Consider the following 26,264-nt stretch of genomic DNA (forward strand, 5'->3'; position numbering starts at 1 on the left):
GTTACTAAGTCAATTGAAACACACTATTCTCTATTGCTGTACTTTCTTGATTCCTATAAAATAGTAAAGCAGGATAAACAGCATGGAGATAAAGGTACTCAAAATAATCCGTATAAGCGTGATCGTGATGTCGTTAAACGTGAACGCTTCCGCGAAAATCAGGACTATATTGAAAAACAACGTGGATAAAAAAGAATATTTGAAAAACCACCTGAAGTCATCCAACCGTAGCGTCCCGTGGGCTTCATCCAATTCTTCCCGCGTGGAAGTCAGCAATAACAGCCGGGGGCGGAGATAGGCCAGAAAGGTGGAAGCCGCCGCGTGAATACCAACAGTGTTATCTGCCAAGTCCATCAAAAAGCCCAAAAGGAACCCGAACAAAAGTAACGGTATACCTTTCACCTTGTAGGGCAGGATGAAAATGGCCAGAATATATATATTGATATAGAAATAGGAGCCAATATGGATATTATCCACGATCACGATCTGGAGAATGGCTAAAATCACGAAATGGATAAGATAATTTACATTACTCATGATAGTTTATGGCTTCTAACAGGTTTTGCTCGTTCTTCTTTTTGTTCTCGATCACGTACACGTGATTCAATCGCTTGAAATCAACCGCTAATCTGACTTTTATCTTCAAGAAATTAGCCGTTTCACGATCTACCGCTTCCACGTATCCCACGATAATACCTTCCGGAAAAATCTTGGAAAGTCCGGAGGTCACGATCGTGTCACCCTCTACAACATCAACATGATAGGGGATATCTTTCAAGTAAGAATAGCGATAATTGTCACCGTCCCATTGTAAAGAACCGTAATAATTATTCTTCTTTATCTTGGCTGAGATTCTGGTATCGATGTTAATCAAGGGAATAACGATAGAGTAGTTGTCACTCAAGTCTTGAATCAGACCTACAATTCCTTCCGGGGAGGCCACGCCCATCTCTTTCTCGATGAAGTTTTTACGCCCCCGGTCAATCGTGATGTAATTCTTCACCCGGTTGAAAGTCGCGTTCACAACCCTAGCCCCCGTGTAATCATAAACGGGTATACTATCCTGTACAACTATTCCCCTGACAACCGTATCCCTCAATACCTCGAATCCTTCCAGACGTTTCTTTAATTGAATGTTCTCGTCTGCAAGAACTTCATTAATCTCCTTTAACCGGAAATAATCTTTCACGTCAGTAGTCACCGACGAGATATTCCCGAATAGAGTAGAGGCGTGTTGAGAGAAAATTGCTCTCTGATACTCGTTATGACGAATAATCAGAGAGAAACTTACGATTTCCAGAAGTATAAAAATTATAGTAAAATGGTACTTTAATATAAGTTTTATAATCTCTTTCACATCACTATCTTATAAGGAATGAGAACCTATCTACATTCTTTAGCGCGATACCCGTACCTCGTGCCACGGCGCGAAGCGGATCCTCGGCAATATGGAACGGAATATTCAACTTGTCGGTCAAACGTTTGTCGAGCCCGCGAAGCAACGCTCCACCACCGGCGAGATAAATACCCTTGTTCACGATATCGGCATACAATTCCGGTGGCGTCTGTTCCAACGCCGCGAGAATAGCAATCTCGATCTTGGAAATGGATTTCTCGATACAGTGTGCTATTTCTTGATAAGACACGGGCACTTCAACCGGGAGCGAGGTCATTTGATTAGGACCTTGTACCACGAAATCGGCCGGCGGTTCGTCCAACTCGGAAAGCGCGGAGCCTACATGAATCTTGATTTCCTCGGCAGTACGCTCACCGATTTTGATATTGTGCTGATGCCTCATGTACTCTTGAATATCATCCGTCAAGTCATCACCGGCAATACGGATAGATTTGTTGGTCACGATACCCCCTAAAGAAATCACCGCGATCTCGGTGGTACCACCACCTATATCCACGATCATGTTTCCTTCCGGGGCTTCAACATCCAACCCTATACCCAAGGCGGCAGCCATCGGCTCGTAAATCATGTACACGTCACGTCCCCCGGCATGCTCGGCAGAGTCGCGAACGGCACGTAATTCCACTTCGGTACTTCCCGAAGGGATACATACCACGATACGCAGGGACGGGGAGAAGAACTTGCTTTTCCCGTTCGCCATTTTAATCATTCCCCGAATCATCTGTTCAGCGGCGTTAAAATCTGCAATCACACCATCGCGAAGAGGGCGAATGGTCTTGATATACTCGTGTGTCTTACCCTGCATCTGGCGTGCTCTCTCGCCGATAGCAATCACTTTTTCCGTCTTTTTGTCGATAGCCACGATGGAAGGCTCGTTTACAACCATCTTATCATTCATGATAATGATAGTGTTTGCCGTTCCCAAGTCTATCGCTATATCTTGTGTTAAAAAAGAAAACAAACCCATAATTCTATTAATGTTTGAAGTGTCTCATTCCTGTAAAAATCATCGCAATATCATACTTGTTTGCCGCGTCAATCGAATCTTGGTCATGGATAGACCCGCCCGGTTGAATAATAGCCGTGATACCGGCCTTGTGAGCGGCTTCCACGCAATCGGCAAACGGGAAGAAGGCATCGGATGCCATCACGCTACCCGGAATACGTTCGCCGCCTTGACGGATTGCATTCTCCAAAGCCCATATCCGGCTGACTTGTCCCGGACCGACCCCTGTCGTGCATTTATCTTTCGCGATAGCGATAGCGTTGGATTTCGTGTGTTTTACCACTTTCCACGCGAATAGCATATCTTCCAGTTCTTTTTCTGTCGGACGACGATTGGTCACGTATTGTAATTCACCGCCCAGAAGTTGCAAATCCATGTCTTGAATCAACAATCCCCCGAGCACGGTTTTCGCTTTCGAACACGTATAATCTCTCTTGGTAATATCGGATAATTGTAATAATCTTAAATTCTTTTTCTTCGCGAATATAGCACGTGCTTCTTCCGAGAAGGAGGGTGCTACAACGACCTCAAGGAAAACGGGTGCCATAACTTCTGCCGTGGCCTTGTCTATTTCCCGGTTCGCGGCAACAATACCGCCGTAAATAGATACCGGATCCGCATCATACGCTTTTTTGAATGCCTCTGCTAATGTAGCGGCACTTCCGACCCCGCAGGGATTGGCATGTTTGGCTGCCACGATTGTCGGTTCGTCGAATTCTTTCAATGCTTCCAGCGCACCGTCGGTATCACCTATATTATTATAGGATAATTCTTTTCCTTGCAATTGAACGGCTCCCGGTAAAGTTCCCTCTGTTTCCTGCACTTGCGTGTAGAAAGTGGCAGCTTGATGGGGATTTTCCCCGTAACGAAGATCCTGTTTCTTTTCGTAAGTCAGAGTCAGTGTCTTCGGAGATTGGATATTCAATCTCTTTGAAAAATAGTTGGCTATTAGAGCATCATAATGAGATGTGTGAATAAACACTTTCGCTGCTAATAATTCCTTGGTTTCGACAGAAGTATCCCCGTTTGCTTGAATTTCTTCTATCACCTTACTATAATCTTCCGGATCGGTAATTACCGTCACGAAAGGATAATTCTTTGCGGCTGCCCGAATCATCGTCGGTCCGCCGATATCAATATTTTCAATAATTTCCTCGTGTGAAACTCCTGCTTTTAAAATGGTTTCCTTGAACGGATATAGATTACAAACGACCATATCAATAGGTTCAATCCCCAATTCGGTCATTTGCTGTTTATGCTTCTCGTTGTCCCTGATCGCTAAAATTCCTCCTTCTACATTCGGGTGAAGAGTTTTTACTCTACCGTCAAAACACTCTGGGAATCGGGTTATGTCGGAAATATCTTTCACGTTAATTCCTTCTTCCTTTAGCTTCTTGGATGTGCCTCCGGTAGAAATGATTTCCCAACCCATAGAATTTAGCGATTTAGCAAAATCAACAATCCCACTTTTGTCAAATACACTGATTAATGCTCTTTTCGTTCTCATCCGGATATTTTATTTTTTTGTATGAACGTAATATTACTTTGCCGACAAAGGTAAAAAAAAGAATAGTATTTCTTTAAATAAAAAATGGTTTCGTGTAATATTTTTCTCAATATCGTTTCCATGTGTTTGAAAAATACGTATATTTGATAAAATTTTAGGTTTCACGAAAGGCTTTTAAAGCCATTTATATACTGATATTATGAGTGATAGCGCACTTGATTTGATTGTTTACTTGGCGTTGACCTTAGGGGCTGGAGCCGTGGGTTTAATAAAGTCCTCCAGAGAAAAGAAAGCCAAAAATGCACGTCCGGTTGTACAGCAGCCGGAAGAATTTTTTGATGAATCGGATGATGATATGGTAGTCATAACGCAGCAACCGGAAATTTTTAAACCCCAAGAAATATTTCAACCTGTATGGCAAGACGAGGAACTTTCCGAAAAACTGGAAAAAGAAAAAGAGGAAAGTATCACGGGTTTCGGGAGAACGGATGAAGAACGCTATGCCATGTTGGAAAGAATGCAACAAGAAGCCCGAAAAGTTCGAGGGAAACGAATCACGACTTTATTTAAAGAGGAAGAAGAGGAACCGTCTAACGAGCAACAAACGAAAATCCAAAATAAGCATTTCGAACTGGATATCCGTCAAGCCATCATCGCTAGTGAAATCTTGAATCGGAAATATTAGAAATTAATTCCGATACCGGTAGAGAAAGTGAAAGAATAAGGCTTGAAGTCAATATCACTATTCTTACTAAGCGATTGTAGATAATATTTGAATCCCGGCTCCAATTTAAGGCGAATGGATTTAGATAATGGGTATTCAATACCGAAACCGACATTCGTGCTGATATTAAACGTCCGGATATTTTCAGCTTCTCCCATTAATTCTTTTTTACCGCTATAATTCACGTAAGTATGATTACGCACGAGGAAACTTGCACCAAGACCACCCAATATACTGAAACGAATCTTGTTATCGTTCAAATGGAAACGGAATGCTAACGGGATCTCGATGGCATCAAATTGCTGCTCGATACTTCCTTCTTCATCTTGTTCTCCTTTTAAGGACAAATAATTCTCTGAATTGGAAACTGTCGCTTTTGCTTGATTCTTCACGTTACCAAGTGGAGTATAGGCATGTGTATTAGCAGTATAACTTACCATATCACCGCGAGGCACGAAAACCTGTGCATCTGATGTCTTTTGTCCCATTCTGGAATATCCCAATCCGGTTTCAATAGATATACGTTTGCTAGGTTTCACCGCAAAGGTCAACCCTCCACCTAAATTGAATATACCACTCATCGAACTGTTATCAAATTGAGCGGAACGAGCAGCTTGATTATTTACATGGTAATTTCCCGATGAATACCCGGGGGAGATATAACCTCCAACCATAAATATTTTCTCTTCCTTGGAAAGTTTTTTCTCTTTAGGAGTACTTGCAACAGGTGCTCGACCATCCAACAAAGCCATATACTCCTTTTGATTTTGCAGGGCATTCCCGTTTACCAACGGGATAAATTCCGCACGAACACTTGTTTTTTTCAATTCACTCTCGGGCTGCTCCACTTCCAGACCGCTTGAAGATTGAATCGCGAGTTGCACGGGAGTGATTGTCCCCGAATCCATACCGGACTGTCTTGTTTCCCGTTTACGGGTAACTGCCGGAATTGAATGAGGAGTTGAAGTAAATGCTAGTATTCGGTTTTCATCCTGAGAGTTATCAATTGGTTGTATAGCAGCAATAGGAGTGGGAGAGTAGAGAGTGTCTTGTTGATTGGGAATAACAAAAGTAATGCACAGCAGTAAAATAACAGCAGCCGCAATTCCGCTATATGTATATATGCGTTTCAAGCGTCGTTGCTTCATCACGAAGTGGGAATCAATCCTTTCCCATATTCGTGCCGGAGGCTCGACGGAAACCTGTTCCATGGCATTTTTAAACAATTTCTCTAAATTCTCACTCATCTCTCAAATATGCATTTATCTTCTTTTTCAAAATATCTTTTGCCCGTGCCAGATTGGATTTTGACGTACCGTCAGAAATACCCAACATCGCGGCGATTTCCTTATGTTGCATGTTCTCCATGACATACAAGTTGAACACCAACCGATACTTTTCCGGTAATTGATTGACAAACTCGAACAACACGTCCGACGGAATGCTCAAATTATCATCAATATCGTCTTCATCCATTACTTCCGGGACTTCTTCGACAACTTGCAGAGAACGGTTTTTCCTGTATTTTTCCAACGCGGTATTAATAAATATACGTTTCATCCATCCCTCAAAGGAGCCTTTGCCCGTGTATTGCCTGATAGACTCCAGTATCTTTATAAAACCATCCTGTAAGTTATCTTCAGCCTCTTCGCGTGATTTGGAGTATTGAATGCATATAGCAAACATTTTAGCAGAGAACATATTATATAGTTGTTCTCCCGCTTTTCTGTCTCCTTTCTTGCATCGCTCTACTATTTTGTCCAAATTACACATTGATAACTTATTTCTTAGATGCGGTTTTGCGCAAATGGTTGCGTTCGTTACGCGAAAAAATAAAAAAAATTCATTACCAACTAAAAAGCTGCCGTTTTTTTTGCATCCTATCGTTTTTTTGCGAATATTCGCAGTGTAATTTCAAAAATCAAATGCAATTACGAATATTTTAAACTATAAAAAACAGCTAAAATGAAAACATTTTTAAATTTGAAACAATGCTTAATTTTATTCGCAGCGGTGTTCTCCTTGACATCCTGCTTGAAGAGTGACGATCCGGATTTTCAGATTGCAGCTACCGGATATATTAATCAAACGGTAACAGAAGAAGGTGAGGGAGAAGATGCTACAACAACCAATAGATTTAGTCCGGTTATTATCGTGTATGGAAATGGTTATATCAAATCATGTACCGCATCAGGTTCAAGTAGTGGAATTATGATTCCAACGAAACTTGATGATTACGGGGCAAATTGGCAAATAACCAGCTCCAGTTCGCAGTCTTCTTCAGAACTACCTAAAGAAACATATTCAATTTCTGCGACTAATACTGATGGTGATCCTGCAACTTTCTCTTTATCTTTTAGTTCGATCACTAAATCCATGAAGGGGAAATTAAAAGGAGATATTGTTTATGATAGCCAAACAAAAAAACTCACATTTAACTTTGATAAAGTTGAGAATGCAACAGAATATTTATTAATTGCTAGAACATCCGGAAGTGCATCTCTTTACCAAAGTGCCGTTATTGAAAGTTATACGGCAGAGGGTGAGAAATCTTTGGAAGAAGCAACTTTTGCAAAAAAATTGGCAGCGGGAAATACTTATACATTAACAATTGTTGCTATTACCGGAACATCAAGTAATGGTAATTTTGGGGTTGTTCAGGAAGGCAAATCAACTTCTTATTCAAAAGCAGAATAAAATAACTTGTCAATAATAAAAAAAAACGCCTTATATTCAAGGCGTTTTTTTTGGAGGTTATATTTTCTGAGTTTTGCTTCTTAACCATTTCTTTTCTTCATCTATCAAATAAGGCGAAACCTCTTTATAAACCCGCTCATTATATTCATTTAGCCATTCGATTTCCTCTTTAGTTAACAATTCAACTAAAAGGGCGGATGTATCAAAATAGCAGAGTGTGATGGTTTCAAACTGATAAAATTCGCCAAATTCGTTCTCCGCTTTAGGTTGACAAACAATCAAATTCTCGTGGCGGATACCATGTAAACCTTCTCGATATAAACCCGGTTCATTGGAAGTAACCATTCCGGGAAGTATTTCTTGATTTTTAAGATCAGGGCGTATGGATTGCGGTCCCTCGTGAACATTTAGGAAATACCCGACACCGTGTCCGGTTCCATGCCCGAAATTCCTTAAATTCATATATAAAGGCAACCTTGCAACTATGTCAATATTACATCCTTTTGAGCCTTTAGGGAAATATAGCCGACTAAGGTCAATCATTCCTTTCAAAACCAAGGTGTAATCTTCTTTCTCCAAACGAGTTAATTCACCTAACGGCATCGTTCTTGTAACATCCGTTGTACCGTGTATATATTGTGCCCCCGAATCCACCAGATATAAACCTTTCGGCTGTAATTCGGACTGTTGTTCCGGTGTAGCGGAATAATGCGGTAGAGCGGCGTTTTTTCCATACGCTGAAATACATCCGAAACTATCCGACATATAGCCCTCGTTCTCTGCCCTGAATTTACCTAATTGCTCCGCGGCTTCAAGTTCCGTAATCGTTCTCTTCGTCAAATTCTTTTCCAACCAGTAGAAGAATTTTGTCAATGCCACACCGTCTTTTTTACAAGCCAACCGGAAGCCTTCCAGTTCTGTTTCGTTTTTCACTGATTTCATTAACGGTACAGGTGATTCCACTTCCTTCGTTTCGAACCGTTTTGCTAAATGATAGTACACGGCATAATTACAAGTATTCGTGTCTACCAAATACTTCTTCTCTTTGTCCTGTTCATCCAGAAATAAGAATAAATGGTGATAATCATGCAATTCAATACCATCTGCCTGTAACTGTTGTTGAACTTCCGGGGTTACTTTATCCAATTTAATAAATAAATGGGCTTTTTCCTTCTCCACTATGGCATAGGCTATCGCCAGAGGATTGTAAGATATATCATTACAACGAATATTGTACATCCAAGCGATTTCGTCCAAACAGCTAAACAACATGACATCACTGCCTTGAGCCGAAATAAATTGTCGTACACGTGCAACGCGTTCACTTGCCGATTCTCCGACATATTTCAAATCCAATCGCATTAATTCTCCCATAGGGAAAGCAGGACGGTCTAACCACATTTCTCCAAGTAAATCAATCTGTTCTTGTACAGTGATATTCTTGGGGGACAACACGTTCTTTAGATTGCGCACATCGCTAACAGACATACAAAATCCATCTATACCTACTTTAGAGTCAGCTTCCAACACTTCGGACAACCATTGCGGGTAATCCACGGCACCCGGTATCCGAAGTTTATGCAATGCGATACCAGAACCCGCTAATTCCTGTTCTGCTTGAATAAAATATCTGGTATCTGTCCACAATCCGGCATCGTCGTTTGTTACCACTACGGTTCCGAACGAGCCGGTAAAACCGGATATCCATTTTCTTTGTTGCCAAGGAGCGGGAAGATATTCACTATTGTGAGGATCTGTACCGGATATAATATAAGCGGAAATATTCTCACGTCGCATAATCCTTCTTAATTCTGTAAGTTTCTCTTGTATCGTCATGACTTGATTTTTTATTTTTTCAAATGTAAAGATTTTAAAGCAGATAACAAAGCACACGAATGTTACATTTGTAAATAAAATATTATTGATACTTGTGATTACATTTGTAATGTCATCAAGTTCTAGGAAAAAACAGAATTTAATCATGTCAGAAAGATAGGAGATATGATCCATAAAGGCGAAATGATGTATTAACATCTATATACAATTGAATTTAATATACTGAAAACCAATATGTATATTCATCTATTCTATTGTGATGATTCAAGTGAAAACCTTTATTTTCTCTATCCCGATCCTTAAGTTCTTGTGAATAAATGTAAACAATATAAGTTATACATCTATTTACCAATATGTTATACTGTTTTTACGAAGTTTTACTCGAATATAAAAACAAGACATCTACTGTTGTTAAATAGTTGAATATTAATGATATATCAATTATTTGAAGTAGCGTTAAATCTGTAATGTTATAAATACAATCGAACTAATTGTTTATTAGAGTAATATAAATATAATCCAGTTATTACATTCTTACTCCTCATTCTATGTAATACATTTGTAAATACGCTCCATTACAAATGTAATTTTGAAAACTCAACAAGAAGCATTACATTTGTAATGTAGAATTTTACAAAAGGAGGGAGTTATGCAAGAACGATTAAATCAAATTATAGAGCAAAGAGGATTAACCGCAACTAAATTTGCCGCTCTGATTGGAGTGAATGCCTCCACGATCTCTCATATTCTAGCCGGAAGAAATAAACCGGGATTTGATATTATCAATAATATTGCAAAAACTTTTCCGGATATAGATTTAGGTTGGTTGATAACCGGGAATGGCTCCATGTATACTTCCTCCTCTAAAAAAGAGAATAATCATTTTTCCGAGGAACCTACCTTATTTGATTTGGATGAGCCTAAAAAACAAACAGACACCCCGATTCAAGAAAAAGAAAAGAAAACAGAAATAGAAATTATCGGTAAAGCGATTGCCAAATCTCCGACAAAGAAAATTAAACGGATTGTTCTCTTTTTTGAAGACGGGAGTTTTGAAGATTACGAGAAATAAAGACTTCTCTTACATCTAAGCGTTACAGAAATCAACTTAGATGTAAGAGAGTCAAGTTAAATTAAACCGATAATATCTCTCAAGCATTTGAAACCGTTCTGGTCGAGGTATTCATTAATCCCATCAATCACTTTGATTGTCACAGTCGGGTCAATAAAATTCGCCGTTCCGATTTGTATTGCGGATGCTCCGGCAAGTAGAAATTCGATGGCATCGGTTGCACTACAAATTCCACCTAAACCTATCACCGGAATTTTAACAGCTTTGGCAACTTGCCATACCATCCGGAGTGCCACGGGTTTCACGCATGGTCCGCTTAATCCCCCGGTTATCGTACTCAAAACCGGTTTTCTCGTTTTGGCATTTATTGCCATCCCCATAAGCGTGTTGATCAAAGAAACGGAATCCGCTCCGGCACTCTCCGCCGCGAGGGCAATTTCTTGAATACTGGTCACGTTGGGTGACAATTTCACCATCAAGTGTTTTTTATAAACCTTACGAACTTCCTTCACCACTTCGGATGCAGATGCACACGAGGTACCGAAAGCCATTCCGCCTTCTTTCACGTTCGGGCAAGAGATATTCAATTCTATCCCGGGAATATTTTCCAATTCATTGATTTTCTCTGCCGTTGCCACGTAATCGCTGACAGTAGAGCCGGAAACGTTAACAAGAATATTACTCTTGATATCTTTGATAGTCGGGTAAATATGTTCTATAAAATAATCGACACCTTTGTTTTGCAATCCCACGGCATTTAACATTCCGGAAGGAGTTTCCGCCATACGGGGATAAGGATTTCCTTCACGATGCTTGAGAGTTGTACCCTTCACGATAAATCCTCCCAAACGTTCAAGATCAATAAAATCTTGAAATTCTGTTCCGTAGCCGAAAGTCCCGGATGCCGTAAGCACGGGATTCTTTAAAGATAAACCGTTGATATTGATGCTTAAATCTGCCATTTCAAGTCTTTTATATTAAAAATAGGACCTTCCGTACACACGCATTTGTTGCCTTCTTTCGTGTCTGTCACACAACATAAACAAGCCCCGATGCCACATGCCATCGTGTTTTCCAAAGACACCTCACACTCTATATTTTTGGAATTAGCATAAGCGGCAACTGCTTTCATCATCACTTCGGGACCACAACAAAAGATACTGTCAAATGTTTCATTCAATATTGAATGTTGTGTCACGTATCCTTTTTCCCCGAAAGAACCATCCTCGGTCGTGTAATAAACCGTGGCGTATTTTTCAAATTCCTCCTTACGAAGAATATCTTTACTAGTGCGAGTCCCGATTAAAACTACCGGAGATAATCCCCGGGCTTTCATTTCCCGAGAAAGATGTAACATAGGAGCTACTCCACAACCGCCACCAATTAATAATGGTCTACCAGAAGAAGGTATAGTGAAGCTATTACCCAAAGGCAGTATAACATTCAACTTCTCTCCGGGTTGCAATTCTCCCATGGTTGAAGTGCCGCATCCCACGATCTTGATGAAAAGATAAAGTAATCCCTGCTCTTTATCTACATCATGTACGGATATCGGTCTTCTTAAAAAGGTTGACGGAGAATGGTCTACCCGGACATTGACAAATTGTCCCGGTTTTATCTCCGGGAGTTCCGGTGAATGTAATACCAATAAGATGGTATCATCGTTCAACCTTTGGTTTTCTTTGACCGTGAAATCTATAATCTTTTTCATTTACTCAATATTTCCCAGTAATTTTCATTTATAATCATTTCTCTTATAATTTCTCTGCTAAATATTTACCCGTGTACGAATTTTGGCATTTCACCAATTCTTCGGGAGTCCCCTCGAACACGAGGTATCCGCCTTCACTTCCTCCCTCGGGACCAAGGTCAATAATGTTGTCAGCGCATTTGATCACGTCCATGTTATGCTCGATAATCAGTACCGTGTGCCCCCTGTCTATCAAGGCATTCAACGAGTCCATCAGTTTGTGGATATCATGAAAGTGTAGACCTGTCGTGGGTTCGTCAAACACGAAAAGGGTAGGATCAGCATTCTCTTGGCTCAAATGATAAGCTAATTTTACCCGCTGACTTTCTCCACCACTTAATGTACTGGAAGCTTGTCCTAACTTGATATACCCAAGCCCGACATCGACTAATTTTTGCAGTTTCGCCACGATACTCCGTTCGCTATGGCTTGTCCCGGAAGAGAAAAACTCGACAGCTTGGTTTACCGTCATTTCCAATATATCGTAGATGTTCTTGTCTTTGTACTTGATTTCCAACACTTCATCCTTGAAACGCTTCCCTTTGCAATGCTCGCATTCAAGGTAAACGTCCGCCATGAATTGCATTTCAACTTTAATAATACCTTCTCCTTGACACTCTTCACATCGTCCTCCCGGTACGTTAAAAGAAAAGTGTGCCGGTTTGAAACCGTTTAATTTTGAAAGTTTCTCGTCCGCGTATATTTTCCGGATATCATCCCATGCTTTCAAGTAAGTCACCGGATTGGAACGAGAGGATTTACCAATCGGATTTTGATCTATAAATTCAACCCCGCGTATCATATCAATATCACCGGATAATTTATTAAAACTCCCGGTACGATCGGAATAATCACCGTAGTATTTTTTCAGGGCGGGAACGAGGATCGTTTTAATCAATGTACTTTTCCCGGAACCACTTACTCCGGTTACCGCGGTCATCACGCCCAAAGGAATCGTGACATCAATATTCTTCAAGTTGTTTTCTGTTGCCCCAGTAAGTACAATTTTGCGCTCCGATTTCTTTCTGACGGCAGGCACAGGAATCGTTTTTTCCCCGTAAATATAGTCTGACGTTAATGTATTCGCTTTTTTTAGTTCCTTCAACGAACCTTGGAAAATAATTTCACCGCCTAAACGTCCGGCCAATGGTCCTACGTCAATAATTTCATCGGCAGATTTTATAATATCTTCATCATGCTCCACGACAACGACCGTGTTTCCCAAGTCCCGAAGACGATGCAACACGTTGATCAAGCGATCCGTGTCGCGAGAGTGAAGTCCGATACTCGGTTCGTCCAAAATATACAAAGAACCGACCAAGGCCGACCCTAGAGAGGTTGCCAAGTTAATCCGTTGTGACTCACCACCGGACAGAGAAGAAGATAACCTATTAAGAGTCAAGTATCCCAATCCGACATCCAGTAAGAAATTAATCCGGTTATGAATATCCGGAAGCACACGAGCGGCAATAACTTGATCGTGTTCGGAAAGTACCAACGTGTCAAAGAATGTTTTCAATTCCGTGATAGGCATATCTACAAGTTCCGTTATAGCCCTACCGTTTATTTTCACGTAAGTGGCTTCTTTTTTTAATCGGGTTCCATGACATACCGGGCATTTTGTTTTACCGGTATAACGTGCAATCATCACGCGGTTCTGTATTTTGAACTTTTTGGATTCAAGATACTCGAAGAACGCGTATATACCACTCTCGTTATTCCAAAGGGTATCTTTTTCTTTTTCCGTCAATTCATAATAGGGGGTATGCACGGGAAAATTTACCTTGTGCGCATTTTTGATGAAATAGTGTTTCCACTCGCTCATTTTTTCTCCCCGCCAACACATGACGGCATCATCATAAACACTTAAAGATTTATTAGGTACCACAAGATCTTCGTCAATTCCCAGAATCTTCCCGTATCCCTCGCATCTGGGACAAGCCCCGATAGGAGAATTGAAACTGAACGTGTTTATTGTCGGGATTTGGAACGTGATTCCGTCGGCTTCAAACTTATTCGAAAAAGACTTTATCTTTCCGTCTATTTCCACGTAACAAGTTCCGTTACCCTCGTATAAAGCGGTTTCTATCGAGTCTTTGATTCTTGAAACGGTATCTTTCTCGTGGTTTATCCGAAGTCTGTCTATTACTAGAAAAATCTCTTTGTCAGGAGTAAGTGATTCATTTTTATCAATCAAATCGGAAATACGGATAAATTCGTCCCCGTATTTAATTCTCGAAAATCCTTGACTGACCAAGAGAGGAAGTCCATCGTCCGTCATGTCTTTGGATTTTGCCATAATGATAACGGTTTGTTCCATTTCTTGCTCCAGTATATACTGGCTTATATCATCCACGCTATGACGTTTTACTTCTTCACCGGAAACAGGTGAAAAGGTTTTCCCCATTCTGGCATACAGAAGTTTAATATAGTCATAAAGTTCCGTGGATGTTCCCACCGTTGAACGCGGGTTCGATGTGTTTACTTTCTGCTCGATGGCAACGGCAGGGGGGATACCTTTAATGTAATCGCATTCCGGTTTATTCAATCTTCCAAGAAATTGGCGCGCATACGAAGAAAGACTTTCCACGTAACGCCGCTGTCCTTCGGCATATAACGTATCAAAAGCCAATGATGATTTACCGCTACCGGAAACCCCGGTAATAACCACCAACTGGTTTAATTTAATGTCAAGATCTATATTTTTCAGGTTATGCACCCGTATTCCTTTCAACTCTATTCTCTGCTTACTCATATCAGTCCTTCCAAAATATCTACAAAGATACGACTTTTCTCACAAAAAAAGCACCCTTTGAGGGGTGCTTTTAGCGTTTGGAATATGTTTGGAAATGCGTTTAAGTCTTGTTAATGACTTGTTTTAATTTATTCGGAAACTACTTCGAACTCTACATCAACTTTTACTTCTCTATGAAGTTTGATAAGGGCGGTATAAGTTCCTATTTCTTTTACGTCTTTCAGTACGATTTTCTTACGGTCGATATCGAATCCTTTCTCTTTCAGACTTTCAGAAATCATGATACTGTTTACAGAACCGAAAATCTTACCGGTAGAGCTGGTTTTAGCACCGATGGTAAGTTTTACTTCTGCTAATTGTGCTGCTAATTCTTCTGCTTCAGCTTTTAATTTAGCTTCTTTGTGAGCTCTTTGTCTCAAGTTTTCCGCTACAACTTTTCTTGCTGAAGGGGTTGCTAAAATAGCATAACCTTGAGGGATAAGATAGTTACGACCGTAACCTTGCTTAACATCAACGATGTCATCCTTATGTCCCAAGTTTGCTATATCTGTCAATAAAATTATCTCCATTTGTGTCCTCCTTCCTTAAAATTATTTCATCAAGTCGGTTAAGTAGGGCAACAAAGCAAGATGTCTTGCTCTCTTCACTGCGGTTGCTACTTTCTTTTGGTACTTTACAGAAGTTCCGGTAATTCTTCTGGGAAGAATCTTGCCTTGTTCGTTCAAGAATTTCTTTAAAAATTCCGGATCCTTGTAGTCGATAAATTTGATTTTTGCTTTTTTGAATCGACAGTACTTTTTCTTTTTGATTTCAACCGTTGGGGGGGTTAAATATCTAATTTCACTTTCGTTCTGTGCCATGGCTTATTTCTCCTCTTGTTTTACTTGATTTTTTGCTCTTCTTTTCAATGCATACTCGTAAGCATACTTGTCTAATCTGAACGTCAAGAAACGAATCACTTTTTCGTCTCGTCTGTAAGAAGTCTCCAGTTTATCAACTAAAGTTCCTTCTCCTTCGAATTGAAACAAGTGATAAAAACCTGTCGTCTTCTTTTGGATTGGATAAGCCAGCTTGCGTAGACCCCAAGCCTCCTCGTGCTCGATATTACCTCCATTTTCGGTAATAACAGCCTTGAATTTTTCTACCGCTTCCTTTACCTGTATTTCAGATAAAACGGGAGTTGTGATGAAAACGGTTTCGTAATGATTCAACATAACTGATTGTTTATTAATACATTAATCTAATAAAAATTATTTTATCGCCCGCAAAGTTAGCACTTTTGTTTGGATTTACAAAGAAATCCTCAATTTTAGATTTTCTTTCTACTTCCATATCTTGCGTTTATTCAACTCTCGATGGTACTCCCGGGCATAGGCATTGTGTTGCCGAAGTGTACGGGAGAAATTATGGTAACCGGAAAAATCACTTTTCGCGCAAAAGAATAAATAATCGTGTTTCTGGTAATTCAGAACACTATCTATAACTTTTATTGAAGCCATACGAATAGGACCAGGGGGCAGTCCGGCATACATATAAGTATTATAAGGAGAATCTATTTGCATATGACGGTCCAGAATACGGCTGATCGTGAAATCACCGAGCACGAATTTCAACGTGGGACAAGCATCTAATTTTATTCCTTTGTTTAATCTGTTCATGTAAACTCCGGCGATGACAGGGTATTCTTCTGCCTTTACAGTCTCTTCTTCTATAATTGAAGCTAACGTGATCACCTCTTCGGGACTTAATCCTATTTCTCTGGCTTTTGCCATACGGTTTTCATTCCAGAAGCGGGCATATTCTTTTTTCATCCGTTTTAGCAAATCTATGGCCGAGATATTCCAATAAATCTCGTACGTATTTGGAATAAACATCGCCAAAATGGTATTCGAATTGAACCCTAATTCCGCGAGAACGTCCGAATCTGTCAGTAAAGCCATTAATTCATCTTTGGAAACAGCCAATTCTTCTTGAGCTTCATCGGCAAACTCTTCAATAGTCCGCATATTATTAAAGGTAAAATGAACCGGAACTTGATTTCCCGCCCGAAACATATTAACCAGTTCGTTGTTGTTCATTCCATCACGGATTTTATATTTTCCGGATTTTACAGAAGAAGAAAACTTCTTCAGTTTCGCCACGCTACTGAGGGTGTTGGGATTCTTGATGTATCCCCGGCTTCGCAGTATTTTAAACACTTGAGCGACAGAATTACTATCCCGGATATAAAGAATTCCATCATCTGTCACGACAGTATTAGGGGAGAACACGTAATAATAACCGATTCCACCCATGACAGCCACTAACGCCATGATTATTATAACAAATACAAGAATTCTTTTTACTATCTTACTCATAATTAGTTTTCTTCCCTGAAATATAATTTATAGTAATTCATATCACGGGCGGAATCATATCCTTTTTCAATATATTTCTTTTGCCCGTGTATATACACGTGAAAATTCTTATCCAATTTCAATATATGCTTGAAGAATCTCTTTTCATCTTTAACCGCGCTGTTGGAAACATCGAACTGGTCTTTTAAAGACAATTCGTTCTTTTCCTCGTAATAATTTTTGAAATCTTCGAAAGCATTGATTATCTGTGGATCATTGACAACTTCATCCTTGAAAAGGTTCTCGTTAAACACGTCTGCCTTTTTAAAATAATCTATCGAACGATTCAACATATCAATCTGGTCTGCTTTCGGGATATCATTTTCTTGATTATAAACCTCTTGCACGAAATCTTTGCAAAGTTTCAAGTAGTTGGATGTCTGGAAATAGTTATCATCACATTGTTCCAACCCCAAGAAATCAGTCGTCCAATAAACAGCTTCCGAGGAGTTCGTTTTATCGAGAATGCTTACCCGATAACCGTTTTCCCCGTCAACATTGAATACCAGACAGGCTTTATCCAATTTCTTGATATTAATACCTCGCTCACTTTCAAGCTGGTAACTATTCTCGTTAAGAATAATTTTCAAGAAAGTATCTTTTGTTTCGGACTTGAAGATACCAACGGCATCACAAGGACCTTCTTCCAGCACACAGTTTTTGAAATGTACCATATAGAGTTCTCCCGCCTTGATATTCGGATGATTGGATTGGTCAAACAAATGTTGCGCGATATTCACGGAAGCCTCGTACAAGTTGGATTCATCTTCAAAAACAGAACTTACGGTGCTATATACCAGATTATTATACAAGTCGTCCTCCACGGGAGCGAAATGATAATAAGCGTCTTTCTTGAAAGGGGAGAGGAAATAACTTTTCAATAGGCCGTGTACATCCGCGTCATCCGGCAGAAAACATGACTCGGAAAGGCGTATCTGACCATCCTCGTATTTATTTCCGATATCGTGAATCACGATATTATTTATCTCGCAAGTATCAAAGTTCATCATAATGCTAAAATCTAAAATGTACTCCTAAATTCAATGTTTCTTTAAACTGTATTTTTTTCGAATCGTTTTGATTATACACCGCGTTGGCGTATATCGAAGTCTGCATGAAATAATTTATCTTGAATTTCAATGTCAGACGCCAGTCAACCGTCAGTTTTTCCGGTTGCTCGTAATAACTTGAGAATAACATCAAGTGATTGTCTATGTCAAGAAAATTAAAGAGAGAATGTTTGTTCTTCAATTCTATCTTGGCACCGGCATCACTTTTATATCTTTTCCCTGCCTCAATACCATACCGGGTTACATCCACTTTATTTGTATCCCGTACGTATACCCATTGTCCGGCAATAGGAGAGAGGTACAATGAAATATTATCCTTGGGCTTAAAGTCCAAACCCAAAGATAACGTAAAATTACAAGGTGACAAAAAATTGGCAATCACGGTTTCCCTATCCGAAGTATTGTAAGAATTAAACAGAACGGTATTCAAATCAAACTGCGTGGCATAATTCCAATGCCTGAAAGCTTTTACACCGACTTTTGATTGTATCTCTAATTTATCTTCATTTTTACTCAATTCCTCGCTTCCGCTTTTCAGCGCCCCCAAACGATAACGGAATGAATTTTCCCATGTCGTGGTTTTCTTTTTATAATTAATAAAATACTTTAAATCAGAGAGAATAGATAGAGAACTTTCACCGCCACTTGCCCAATTGTCACTAATAAAACCTTGTCCGAAAGATAACGAAACATCAGAATAATAAGTCCAATGCCGTCTTTTGAGTGTCCCGATTTTCATCTCAGCAAGAACAAAATAGATCGAATCGGATGCCATGAGCAACGGTTCCTCGTGCGGTTCATGCAATATGGCGAATTTCTTGGTTTGATAAACATCTCCATCCAAAAAGAACTTCATTTGTTTACCATCGGGTAGGATTTTTATCCAACCGCTAATCGTATCTCCACGGAAATTTTCTGTCATTAAACGATGATACTCCGTACGTCCCGTGTTCAACCAAATATTTTTAGAACACTTGGATACTCCCAGCACGGAAACCAGAACAGAATCACGACTTTTCTCTTTCATCCATTGATAGTTTTCATCTTGTTCCATGAATGCTACAAGCGCTTCTAGATTTGGGTTTAGAAATATATCATACCGGGCAGAGTCCAGCAAACGTAATGAATCCAAGTCCGGATGTTGTTTGTAAAAATCAACACTATCTTTCGATATGCGTTCCTGTATTCTTTTGATAGCTTCTTCCTTTGCCTGTACTGTTTTGAAATAACTCCTCACGTAATCGAGCATATATTTAATATGTTCGTTTTCAGCGTAATCTCTCAACGTACTAATTGCCCGGTTAAGTTCATAGTACTTTAATCGCTCCTTCTTTAGATTCTCCAGGGCGTATCGAGTTGCTGGATTACTTATATGAGTGTTTTTCAATTGTTTATACGCATATCTTATCTGAGGTCTTGTATGATAAAGAGAGTCAGCTCGAGTATGTTTGACCGGTAAAATACACGAGGGACGTACCGTTATAACCCGAGAGTCCATCTTTTGTTGTGCAAAAAGCGTATTCTGGGATAGGGCAAAAATAATAATTATAACAACAACAAACCTCATGAGATAAACTAACTTGTCATTTGAATGGAGAATTCGGCTCTTTTGCCATATGGCTATAAGCAAGTTTATCTAGCAAGCTAGGGAACCATTTACTCAAGAACACGGATATTTTTCCTTCAACCAACGTCATAATAATTTCACGTTTTCGCTTAACAACCCCATTTACAATGATTTGAGCGCATCTTTCTGCACTCATCATTTTATTTTCGGCTCTTGGACTGTCACCTTGTTGACTACCGTCAGCAACTAAAGCGGTTTTACGAATATTGGATGCCGTAAATCCCGGGGCGGCAACAAGTACGTGCAAACCTTTTTTCAAGTTCTCGACACGTAACGTGTTCAAGAATCCGCGAACAGCAAATTTACTAGCTGAATATCCGGTTCTTCCCGGTAAACCGAGGAAGCCTGCCACGGAGATAATACCGACCAAACTACCTTTTGCCTGTAATAAATAAGGTAATGCATATTTCGTACAATACACGGTTCCCCAAAAATTGACATCCATTAAGCGACGTATAACATCTATTTCCAAATCTTCAAATAGAGCGCGCATGGAAATTCCCGCGTTATTCACAAGGACATCAATTCTGCCAAAACGCTCGTGAGTTTTCTCTATCAGATTTTTACAATCCGTTTCACGGGTGACGTCCGTCTGTACGGAAAGTATTTCCGTTCCACTGGCTTTCAAGTCATCCTCAATTTTTTTCAATTCGTCTATATTTCTGGCACCCATGGAAATTTTGGCTCCGCGTCTGGCAAATTCATAAACCAACGCTTTACCAATACCGGAAGATGCACCTGTAATAATCACCACTTTGTTTTGCATGAATCTTGTTTCTTAGATATTTAGAATTTCCTCGTTTTAACTTACAAATATAATAACAAGTTTAAAAGAATAAACAATCTCTATAAGAAAAAAGATTGTTATACAAATGTTTTATAATTCATATTATGATAAGTTGAATATATAAAAAAGAAAAGGGAAAAACATCCCTTTTCTTTTAAATAAATGTATTACAGGTTATTAATCTTAGACATTGTATCATTGTACTTGCTTTCATATTGCTTTTTACTAGCTTGCAAACGATAATACAATTCTTTCAAAGTAACCAAAGTATTTTTGTCGTTCGGTTGTAATTCTAAAGCTCTTTCAAAATAAGGAACCACAGCCTCGTATTGGTCCATAATCTTGGCAAGTTCTGCGTTATATTCCTTAACATCAACGATATCCATAACAATCTTGTGCGCTTCAATTACGCGGTTCAACTGGATATTTCCCAAGTTATACTGTGCAAAGAAATCATCCGGTTTCAATTCCAACGTCTTGATATACATTTGTTCTGCTTTATCAGGTTGGTTTATTTTCTCGTATAATTGACCTTTGGCACGGTAATAATCAGGTTTATTCGGCTCCAGTCTGATTGCTGCATCCAAAAATTCTTCAGCTTTCGCTGGGGTATCTCCCATCAGATAATAATTGATAAGCTCTATCAACATGTATTCGTCATTCGGGAATAATTTGTGTCCCTCTTGCAAATACTTAACTGCTTCTTCTTGAATTGCTTTAGCGGTAATTGAATCCCCGGCTTCTTTGGCTTCGCGGCTTCTGCCTAAATAGATACTGGCTAACATGGCATAAATTCTGTTTGCCTCGTAACCCAATTCCATAGACTTTTTGTAATACTCGATAGCTTCATCCACGTTACCGGCTTTATGAGCGGCAACACCCGCGTTATAGATTACGGCAGTATCCACTTTTTGGGTTCCATAAGGAGAAACATTGAGGTCCAAAGTCTTTTTGAAATTATCGAAGGCTGCTTGGAAATAACTTTTAGCCGCTTCAGCTCCTTGTGCATCTTCCACTTTGGTACCTTCGTTATAACATATGATACCTTGATTAGTGAAATCAATAACAAGATTGGCGAATTGAGCCTTCAAGTCTTTTTCAAATTTTTTCTTATCATCCAATTGTATTACCTTTTGGAAAGATTCCCAAACAATCGGAAGCGGGTCTTTAGATAATTTCTTGAAATTTTCATCTTGACTCTCGAAGATACCTTGATAAATCTGTCCTCTCACGAAGTGTGCTTTCGGGTTATTTACACATTTCTCATGTCCGATAGCTTCATCAATTAACTCTTTTGCTTTATCTAGCTTTCCCTGCGTGTAAAAGCTAACAGCAGATGTCACTTTTCCCATTTGCGCGAAAGACACGTTCACGCAAAGCAGAAGGGCAATGATAAAAGTTAGTTTTCTCATACGTTTAAAATTTGTGTTCCAATTAGATATCATTTGTAAATAATTATTCCTCGTTATTTTCTCCGGCTTCCTCTACATTCGTACTCTCCTGCCCTTCTTCCTGTCCCTCTTCTTCTTTTGAAGCTGAAACCTTCGCGACGGCGGCTATAGCGTCATCGTTCCGCAAATTAATCAATCTCACTCCTTGAGTGTTACGTCCCATTACTCGCAACGTACTCACGTCAAGTCGGATAGTCAAGCCGGATTTATTAATAATCATCAAGTTATCTTCATCCGTAACATCCAATAGCGCGATTAATTCTCCCGTTTTATCTGTCATGTTAATGGTTTTCACTCCCTTGCCACCACGATTCGTGATTCGATAGTCTTCTATGCTAGAGCGTTTTCCATATCCGTTTTCAGAAACAACCAACACGTCTGCTTTGTTCGGTTCAACACAAATCATGCCAACTACTTCATCTTTTTCACTATCCAGGGTGATACCTCTAACACCGGATGCCGTTCTACCCATGGGACGCACTTTTGCTTCCGGGAAACGAATCGCTTTACCGGATTTCACGGCTATCATGATATCATTTTCGCCGTTAGTCAATTTGGCATCTAATAGTTGGTCCCCGTCTTTAATCGTGATTGCGTTCACACCGTTTGCTCTCGGACGAGAATAGGCTTCCAACGTGGTTTTCTTGACAATACCCTGCTTGGAGCATAACACGATGTAATTGCTGTTAATATAATCGCTTTCTTTTAAATCCAGCGTGTTGATATATGCTTTTACTTTATCGTCCGGCTCTATATTCAACAGGTTCTGTATTGCCCGACCTTTCGATTGTTTCGAGCCTTCCGGGATTTCCCAAACTTTCAGCCAGAAACACTTTCCTTTTTCGGTAAAGAACAACATGGTATTATGCATTGTCGCCATAATCATGTGTTCGAGGAAATCCTCGTCACGAGTCGCGGAGCCTTTGGACCCTACCCCTCCTCTATTTTGTACCTTGTACTCGGAAAGCGGGGTACGCTTGATATATCCCATATGAGAAATCGTGATGACCACTGCTTCATCTGCATAGAAATCTTCGGGGTTAAACTCCTCGGAAGCGTACACGATATCGGTTCTACGCTCGTCATTATACTGAGCCTTTACTTGTAAAAGTTCATCTTTAATGATTTGCATTCTCAGTTCCACGCTAGCCAAAATTTCCTTCAAGTGCTCGATTAACTTGAGTAAATCATTATATTCCGCTCTCAGTTTGTCTTGCTCAAGCCCCGTTAATTGGCGCAATCTCATTTCCACTATGGCCCGTGCCTGAATTTCCGTTAAAGAGAAAGTTTCCATTAAAGTATTTCTCGCTTCATCCGGTGTTTTGGATGCGCGAATAATACGAATAACTTCATCTATATGGTCACTGGCTATAATTAATCCTTCCAGAATATGAGCCCGGTCTTCCGCTTGTTTCAATTCAAATTGCGTACGGCGAATTACCACTTCATGGCGATGCTCCACGAACAAACGTATCAAATCTTTCAAGTTCAATAGCCGAGGGCGTCCTCCAACCAAAGCAATATTATTTACCCCGAAAGAAGTTTGAAGAGCTGTATGTTTTAACAAGGTGTTCAATACCACGTTGGCTATCGCGTCTTTTTTCAGGTCAATCACGATACGCATACCACTCCGGTCAGATTCGTCGTTGATATTCGAAATACCGTCAATCTTCTTTTCATTTACCAAATCGGCAATACGGGAAATCAATTCGGCTTTATTCACCATGTAAGGGATTTCATGCACGATGATTTTTTCCCGTCCGTGGGGAGTCGTTTCTATGGATGTTTTAGAGCGCACAATAATACGTCCTCTTCCCGTGTGGTAGGACTCCCGCACCCCATTGTACCCGTAAATTGTTCCACCCGTGGGGAAATCCGGGGCTTTGATTATCCGTATCAGGTCATCAATTTCGATATCGTTATCATCTATATAAGCACAAATAGCGTCTACCGTGTCACCCACGTTATGAGGTGCCATATTCGTTGCCATACCCACCGCGATACCGGAAGCTCCGTTCACTAATAATAAAGGTATCTTGGTCGGCATAACACTCGGTTCTTTCAACGATTCGTCAAAGTTCGGTATCATGTTTACCGTATCCTTATCCAAATCAGCCAGAATATCTTCAGAAATCTTCATTAAGCGAGCCTCCGTGTAACGCATGGCAGCAGGACTATCCCCGTCCACAGACCCGAAGTTACCTTGCCCGTCCACCAACGGGTAACGCAAAGACCATCTTTGAGCCATACGCACCATTGCCATGTACACCGAGCTATCCCCGTGAGGATGATACTTTCCGAGTACCTCTCCCACGATTCTCGCTGACTTTTTGAATGGCTTACCGGATGTTACACCTAATTCGCTCATTCCAAACAATACCCTTCTCTGTACCGGTTTCAAACCGTCCCTAACATCAGGCAATGCACGCGACACGATCACCGACATTGAATAGTCAATGTACGAAGATTTCATCTCCTCCTCGATGTTGATCTTAATAATTTTTTCTCCGACGTTTTCCATTTATAATATTAAATTACTCTTTTAATTCATTATTCCCAAAATCCCACAAATGTAATAAAAACGATGAATTAAAGGAAATTTTTTCCCCGCAATATTCACAATTCAAAAACTAACATATCGTGTGCCAGCTTCACGTTATCCGGTAATTCACCCGAAACGTCACCGTGTAACCCCATTTGATGCCCGATATGCGTGATGTATGCCTGCTTCACGTTCAGTCGTTTCACCACCTCCAAAGCCTGTCCCAAGGTAAAATGCGATAGATGCGGCTCTTTCCGCAGGGCGTTGATTACAAGATATTCTACCCCTTCCAGTTTCTTCATACTTTCCTCCGGGATATAATTGGCATCGGTAACATACGCGAAGTTAGCGATACGAAACGCCGTGACCGGCAGTTTGTAATGCATGACCGTGATCGGAATAACCTCGATATCGTCAATCAGAAAAGGTTCCTCGTCCACCACGTGTATATTCATTTCCGGGACTCCCGGGTACTTGAATTTAGCGAAAGCGTAATCGTAATCTTTACGAACAGCTTTCATGGTCAAATAATTACAATAGACGTCAACCCCACCTTGTTTCACCCAGTTAAATGCCCGTATATCATCCAATCCCCCGATATGATCCTTGTGTTCATGTGTCAGCAGTAATGCCCTCACGTCCTTCACTTGCGCTTGCAGCATTTGGGTCCGGAAATCGGGTCCGGCATCAATGATTAATTTCTTGTCCTCTATATCAATCATTACGGAACTCCGCAATCGTTTATCGTGTTCGTCGGTCGAGCGACAAACATCACATTCGCAAGCGATAACAGGCACGCCCTGCGAAGTTCCACTTCCTAGTATCGTAACTTTCATCCGTTCACAACTATTTATCGCGAAATTAATAAGATTCGGAATAATCCCGTATATTTGCCGCAAACATTTTATTTATGGGAAAATTATATTTGCTTCCTAATTTGCTAGGGGAAACAACAGTCGAGGGGGTTATTCCCCGTGATGTGATCGACACGATCAAAAGTATCCGGATTTTTGCCACGGAAAATGTCAAAAACACCCGTCGATACTTGAAAAAAATAGACAAAACAATTCACATCGATGAACTGACTTTTCTGGATCTGAACGAACATTCGGACATCAAGGATATTGAGGCGTATATACCTTATTTGAAAGACAACGACGTGGGTATTATATCAGAGGCCGGATGTCCCGGTATCGCTGATCCGGGGGCAGAACTGGTAGCGCTGGCACATCGCCACAACTATCAAGTGGTGCCGCTTGTCGGTCCCTCCTCCATCCTGCTCGCGCTTATTGCTTCCGGGTGCAACGGTCAGAATTTTTCTTTCAACGGCTATCTTCCCGTCAATCGTTCGGAACGAGTAAAAAGTCTGAAAACTTACGAGAAGCAATCCGCGGCAGAAAACCGTACCCAGATATTTATTGAAACACCCTATCGCAACCTGCAACTATTCGAGGATATCGTGTCTTCTCTCTCTCCCGTGACACGCCTCACAGTAGCTTGTGATATCACGACAAAAAACGAGTATATAAAAACAATGCAAATCAAGGACTGGAAACATGTTAAACCGGACATCAACAAGCGTCCGACTATCTTTATCCTGTACGCCAGACCATTCTAATTATTCAAA

The 26,264-nt window shown here is 40.2% G+C and carries 24 protein-coding genes; 4 read left to right on the forward strand and 20 right to left on the reverse strand.

The features are described 5' to 3' along the window. Nucleotides 1-30: 30 nt before the first annotated feature. Genes CS948_RS14650 through purH form a run of 4 tightly spaced genes read right to left on the reverse strand, consistent with a single transcriptional unit; the run spans nucleotide 31 to nucleotide 3,930 of the window. Nucleotides 31-537: a rod shape-determining protein MreD gene (locus tag CS948_RS14650; protein WP_099292449.1), complete on the reverse strand. Its 507-nt coding sequence runs from the start codon at nucleotides 535-537 to the stop codon at nucleotides 31-33. Continuing rightward, on the reverse strand, nucleotides 530-1,357 hold the full coding sequence (gene mreC, locus CS948_RS14655) for a rod shape-determining protein MreC (protein WP_099292450.1): 828 nt from the start codon (nucleotides 1,355-1,357) through the stop codon (nucleotides 530-532). Before mreC ends, CS948_RS14650 begins: the two co-directional genes overlap by 8 nt. Before the next feature lie 4 nt (nucleotides 1,358-1,361). Next, nucleotides 1,362-2,384 (reverse strand): rod shape-determining protein, encoded by a 1,023-nt coding sequence (locus CS948_RS14660; protein ID WP_018336345.1) that lies wholly within the window; start codon nucleotides 2,382-2,384, stop codon nucleotides 1,362-1,364. 7 nt (nucleotides 2,385-2,391) lie between these two features. Next, a complete protein-coding gene (purH, locus tag CS948_RS14665; protein WP_099292451.1) occupies nucleotides 2,392-3,930 on the reverse strand; it encodes a bifunctional phosphoribosylaminoimidazolecarboxamide formyltransferase/IMP cyclohydrolase in 1,539 nt (512 codons plus the stop codon). A 199-nt stretch (nucleotides 3,931-4,129) separates the two neighbouring features. Between purH and CS948_RS14670 the strand changes: the two genes are divergently transcribed. Next, nucleotides 4,130-4,615, forward strand: a complete 486-nt coding sequence (locus tag CS948_RS14670; RefSeq protein ID WP_099292452.1) for a hypothetical protein — start codon at nucleotides 4,130-4,132, stop codon at nucleotides 4,613-4,615. Here CS948_RS14670 and CS948_RS14675 read toward each other — a convergent pair. Then, nucleotides 4,612-5,901 (reverse strand): outer membrane beta-barrel protein, encoded by a 1,290-nt coding sequence (locus CS948_RS14675; RefSeq protein WP_099292453.1) that lies wholly within the window; start codon nucleotides 5,899-5,901, stop codon nucleotides 4,612-4,614. The genes CS948_RS14670 and CS948_RS14675 overlap by 4 nt on opposite strands. Beyond that, the gene (locus CS948_RS14680; protein ID WP_099292454.1) at nucleotides 5,894-6,427 is read right to left on the reverse strand and encodes an RNA polymerase sigma factor; all 534 of its coding nucleotides are present in this window, start codon (nucleotides 6,425-6,427) and stop codon (nucleotides 5,894-5,896) included. Before CS948_RS14680 ends, CS948_RS14675 begins: the two co-directional genes overlap by 8 nt. Nucleotides 6,428-6,619: 192 nt before the next feature. Between CS948_RS14680 and CS948_RS14685 the strand changes: the two genes are divergently transcribed. Continuing rightward, complete coding sequence (locus CS948_RS14685; protein WP_099292455.1) at nucleotides 6,620-7,351, forward strand: hypothetical protein; 732 nt, start codon at nucleotides 6,620-6,622, stop codon at nucleotides 7,349-7,351. 57 nt (nucleotides 7,352-7,408) lie between these two features. On the opposite strand, the gene CS948_RS14690 is transcribed toward CS948_RS14685, so the two are convergent. Next, entirely contained in the window at nucleotides 7,409-9,187 is a 1,779-nt protein-coding gene (locus CS948_RS14690; RefSeq protein WP_099292456.1) for an aminopeptidase P family protein, read from the reverse strand. A 649-nt stretch (nucleotides 9,188-9,836) separates the two neighbouring features. On the opposite strand from CS948_RS14690, the gene CS948_RS14695 reads away from it, so the two are divergent. After that, nucleotides 9,837-10,259, forward strand: coding sequence for a helix-turn-helix domain-containing protein (locus tag CS948_RS14695; protein WP_099292457.1), 423 nt, complete (start codon nucleotides 9,837-9,839; stop codon nucleotides 10,257-10,259). A gap of 56 nt (nucleotides 10,260-10,315) precedes the next feature. Here CS948_RS14695 and CS948_RS14700 read toward each other — a convergent pair whose 3' ends face one another. From CS948_RS14700 to CS948_RS14760, 13 genes are all read right to left on the reverse strand, one after another. Further along, on the reverse strand, nucleotides 10,316-11,221 hold the full coding sequence (locus CS948_RS14700) for a dihydroorotate dehydrogenase (protein ID WP_099292458.1): 906 nt from the start codon (nucleotides 11,219-11,221) through the stop codon (nucleotides 10,316-10,318). Then, nucleotides 11,209-11,970 (reverse strand): dihydroorotate dehydrogenase electron transfer subunit, encoded by a 762-nt coding sequence (locus CS948_RS14705; RefSeq protein WP_099292459.1) that lies wholly within the window; start codon nucleotides 11,968-11,970, stop codon nucleotides 11,209-11,211. Before CS948_RS14705 ends, CS948_RS14700 begins: the two co-directional genes overlap by 13 nt. 43 nt (nucleotides 11,971-12,013) lie before the next feature. Further along, nucleotides 12,014-14,764 (reverse strand): excinuclease ABC subunit UvrA, encoded by a 2,751-nt coding sequence (gene uvrA / locus CS948_RS14710; protein ID WP_099292460.1) that lies wholly within the window; start codon nucleotides 14,762-14,764, stop codon nucleotides 12,014-12,016. A 128-nt stretch (nucleotides 14,765-14,892) separates the two neighbouring features. Continuing rightward, the gene (rplI, locus tag CS948_RS14715; RefSeq protein ID WP_099292461.1) at nucleotides 14,893-15,333 is read right to left on the reverse strand and encodes a 50S ribosomal protein L9; all 441 of its coding nucleotides are present in this window, start codon (nucleotides 15,331-15,333) and stop codon (nucleotides 14,893-14,895) included. Between the two features lie 21 nt (nucleotides 15,334-15,354). Further along, nucleotides 15,355-15,624: a 30S ribosomal protein S18 gene (gene rpsR / locus CS948_RS14720; RefSeq protein WP_018336357.1), complete on the reverse strand. Its 270-nt coding sequence runs from the start codon at nucleotides 15,622-15,624 to the stop codon at nucleotides 15,355-15,357. 3 nt (nucleotides 15,625-15,627) lie between these two features. Continuing rightward, the gene (gene rpsF / locus CS948_RS14725) at nucleotides 15,628-15,975 is read right to left on the reverse strand and encodes a 30S ribosomal protein S6 (protein ID WP_199691956.1); all 348 of its coding nucleotides are present in this window, start codon (nucleotides 15,973-15,975) and stop codon (nucleotides 15,628-15,630) included. A 111-nt stretch (nucleotides 15,976-16,086) separates the two neighbouring features. After that, nucleotides 16,087-17,121, reverse strand: coding sequence for an endolytic transglycosylase MltG (gene mltG / locus CS948_RS14730; protein WP_099292463.1), 1,035 nt, complete (start codon nucleotides 17,119-17,121; stop codon nucleotides 16,087-16,089). Nucleotides 17,122-17,123: 2 nt separating this feature from the next. After that, nucleotides 17,124-18,170: a nucleoid-associated protein gene (locus CS948_RS14735; RefSeq protein ID WP_099292464.1), complete on the reverse strand. Its 1,047-nt coding sequence runs from the start codon at nucleotides 18,168-18,170 to the stop codon at nucleotides 17,124-17,126. Nucleotides 18,171-18,174: 4 nt separating this feature from the next. Further along, nucleotides 18,175-19,515: a DUF3078 domain-containing protein gene (locus CS948_RS14740; protein WP_255302025.1), complete on the reverse strand. Its 1,341-nt coding sequence runs from the start codon at nucleotides 19,513-19,515 to the stop codon at nucleotides 18,175-18,177. A 298-nt stretch (nucleotides 19,516-19,813) separates the two neighbouring features. Then, nucleotides 19,814-20,623 (reverse strand): SDR family oxidoreductase, encoded by an 810-nt coding sequence (locus tag CS948_RS14745; protein ID WP_099292465.1) that lies wholly within the window; start codon nucleotides 20,621-20,623, stop codon nucleotides 19,814-19,816. 188 nt (nucleotides 20,624-20,811) lie between these two features. Continuing rightward, the gene (locus CS948_RS14750; protein WP_255302026.1) at nucleotides 20,812-22,056 is read right to left on the reverse strand and encodes a lipopolysaccharide assembly protein LapB; all 1,245 of its coding nucleotides are present in this window, start codon (nucleotides 22,054-22,056) and stop codon (nucleotides 20,812-20,814) included. 43 nt (nucleotides 22,057-22,099) lie between these two features. Continuing rightward, nucleotides 22,100-24,616 (reverse strand): DNA gyrase subunit A, encoded by a 2,517-nt coding sequence (gyrA, locus tag CS948_RS14755; RefSeq protein ID WP_099292467.1) that lies wholly within the window; start codon nucleotides 24,614-24,616, stop codon nucleotides 22,100-22,102. A gap of 95 nt (nucleotides 24,617-24,711) precedes the next feature. Further along, complete coding sequence (locus CS948_RS14760; RefSeq protein WP_099294549.1) at nucleotides 24,712-25,473, reverse strand: MBL fold metallo-hydrolase; 762 nt, start codon at nucleotides 25,471-25,473, stop codon at nucleotides 24,712-24,714. A 74-nt stretch (nucleotides 25,474-25,547) separates the two neighbouring features. Between CS948_RS14760 and CS948_RS14765 the strand changes: the two genes are divergently transcribed. Then, the gene (locus CS948_RS14765) at nucleotides 25,548-26,255 is read left to right on the forward strand and encodes an SAM-dependent methyltransferase (protein ID WP_099292468.1); all 708 of its coding nucleotides are present in this window, start codon (nucleotides 25,548-25,550) and stop codon (nucleotides 26,253-26,255) included. The last annotated feature ends 9 nt before the right edge of the window (nucleotides 26,256-26,264 follow it).

The sequence above is a fragment of the Butyricimonas sp. Marseille-P3923 genome (genome assembly GCF_900184685.1).
Lineage (GTDB): Bacteria > Bacteroidota > Bacteroidia > Bacteroidales > Marinifilaceae > Butyricimonas > Butyricimonas muris.

Bases quoted from the DNA above. Each gene is read 5' to 3' on its own strand.
- uvrA (WP_099292460.1), bottom strand. From the start codon at position 14,764: ATGAGTAAGCAGAGAATAGAGTTGAAAGGAATACGGGTGCATAACCTG.
- CS948_RS14765 (WP_099292468.1), top strand. From the start codon at position 25,548: ATGGGAAAATTATATTTGCTTCCTAATTTGCTAGGGGAAACAACAGTC.
- CS948_RS14750 (WP_255302026.1), bottom strand. From the start codon at position 22,056: ATGAGAAAACTAACTTTTATCATTGCCCTTCTGCTTTGCGTGAACGTG.
- rplI (WP_099292461.1), bottom strand. From the start codon at position 15,333: ATGGAGATAATTTTATTGACAGATATAGCAAACTTGGGACATAAGGAT.
- CS948_RS14650 (WP_099292449.1), bottom strand. From the start codon at position 537: ATGAGTAATGTAAATTATCTTATCCATTTCGTGATTTTAGCCATTCTC.
- mltG (WP_099292463.1), bottom strand. From the start codon at position 17,121: ATGAGTAAGATAGTAAAAAGAATTCTTGTATTTGTTATAATAATCATG.
- CS948_RS14695 (WP_099292457.1), top strand. From the start codon at position 9,837: ATGCAAGAACGATTAAATCAAATTATAGAGCAAAGAGGATTAACCGCA.
- CS948_RS14760 (WP_099294549.1), bottom strand. From the start codon at position 25,473: ATGAAAGTTACGATACTAGGAAGTGGAACTTCGCAGGGCGTGCCTGTT.
- gyrA (WP_099292467.1), bottom strand. From the start codon at position 24,616: ATGGAAAACGTCGGAGAAAAAATTATTAAGATCAACATCGAGGAGGAG.
- CS948_RS14745 (WP_099292465.1), bottom strand. From the start codon at position 20,623: ATGCAAAACAAAGTGGTGATTATTACAGGTGCATCTTCCGGTATTGGT.
- CS948_RS14690 (WP_099292456.1), bottom strand. From the start codon at position 9,187: ATGACGATACAAGAGAAACTTACAGAATTAAGAAGGATTATGCGACGT.
- rpsR (WP_018336357.1), bottom strand. From the start codon at position 15,624: ATGGCACAGAACGAAAGTGAAATTAGATATTTAACCCCCCCAACGGTT.
- CS948_RS14675 (WP_099292453.1), bottom strand. From the start codon at position 5,901: ATGAGTGAGAATTTAGAGAAATTGTTTAAAAATGCCATGGAACAGGTT.
- purH (WP_099292451.1), bottom strand. From the start codon at position 3,930: ATGAGAACGAAAAGAGCATTAATCAGTGTATTTGACAAAAGTGGGATT.
- CS948_RS14670 (WP_099292452.1), top strand. From the start codon at position 4,130: ATGAGTGATAGCGCACTTGATTTGATTGTTTACTTGGCGTTGACCTTA.
- CS948_RS14685 (WP_099292455.1), top strand. From the start codon at position 6,620: ATGAAAACATTTTTAAATTTGAAACAATGCTTAATTTTATTCGCAGCG.
- CS948_RS14700 (WP_099292458.1), bottom strand. From the start codon at position 11,221: ATGGCAGATTTAAGCATCAATATCAACGGTTTATCTTTAAAGAATCCC.
- CS948_RS14705 (WP_099292459.1), bottom strand. From the start codon at position 11,970: ATGAAAAAGATTATAGATTTCACGGTCAAAGAAAACCAAAGGTTGAAC.
- CS948_RS14735 (WP_099292464.1), bottom strand. From the start codon at position 18,170: ATGATGAACTTTGATACTTGCGAGATAAATAATATCGTGATTCACGAT.
- CS948_RS14660 (WP_018336345.1), bottom strand. From the start codon at position 2,384: ATGGGTTTGTTTTCTTTTTTAACACAAGATATAGCGATAGACTTGGGA.
- CS948_RS14680 (WP_099292454.1), bottom strand. From the start codon at position 6,427: ATGTGTAATTTGGACAAAATAGTAGAGCGATGCAAGAAAGGAGACAGA.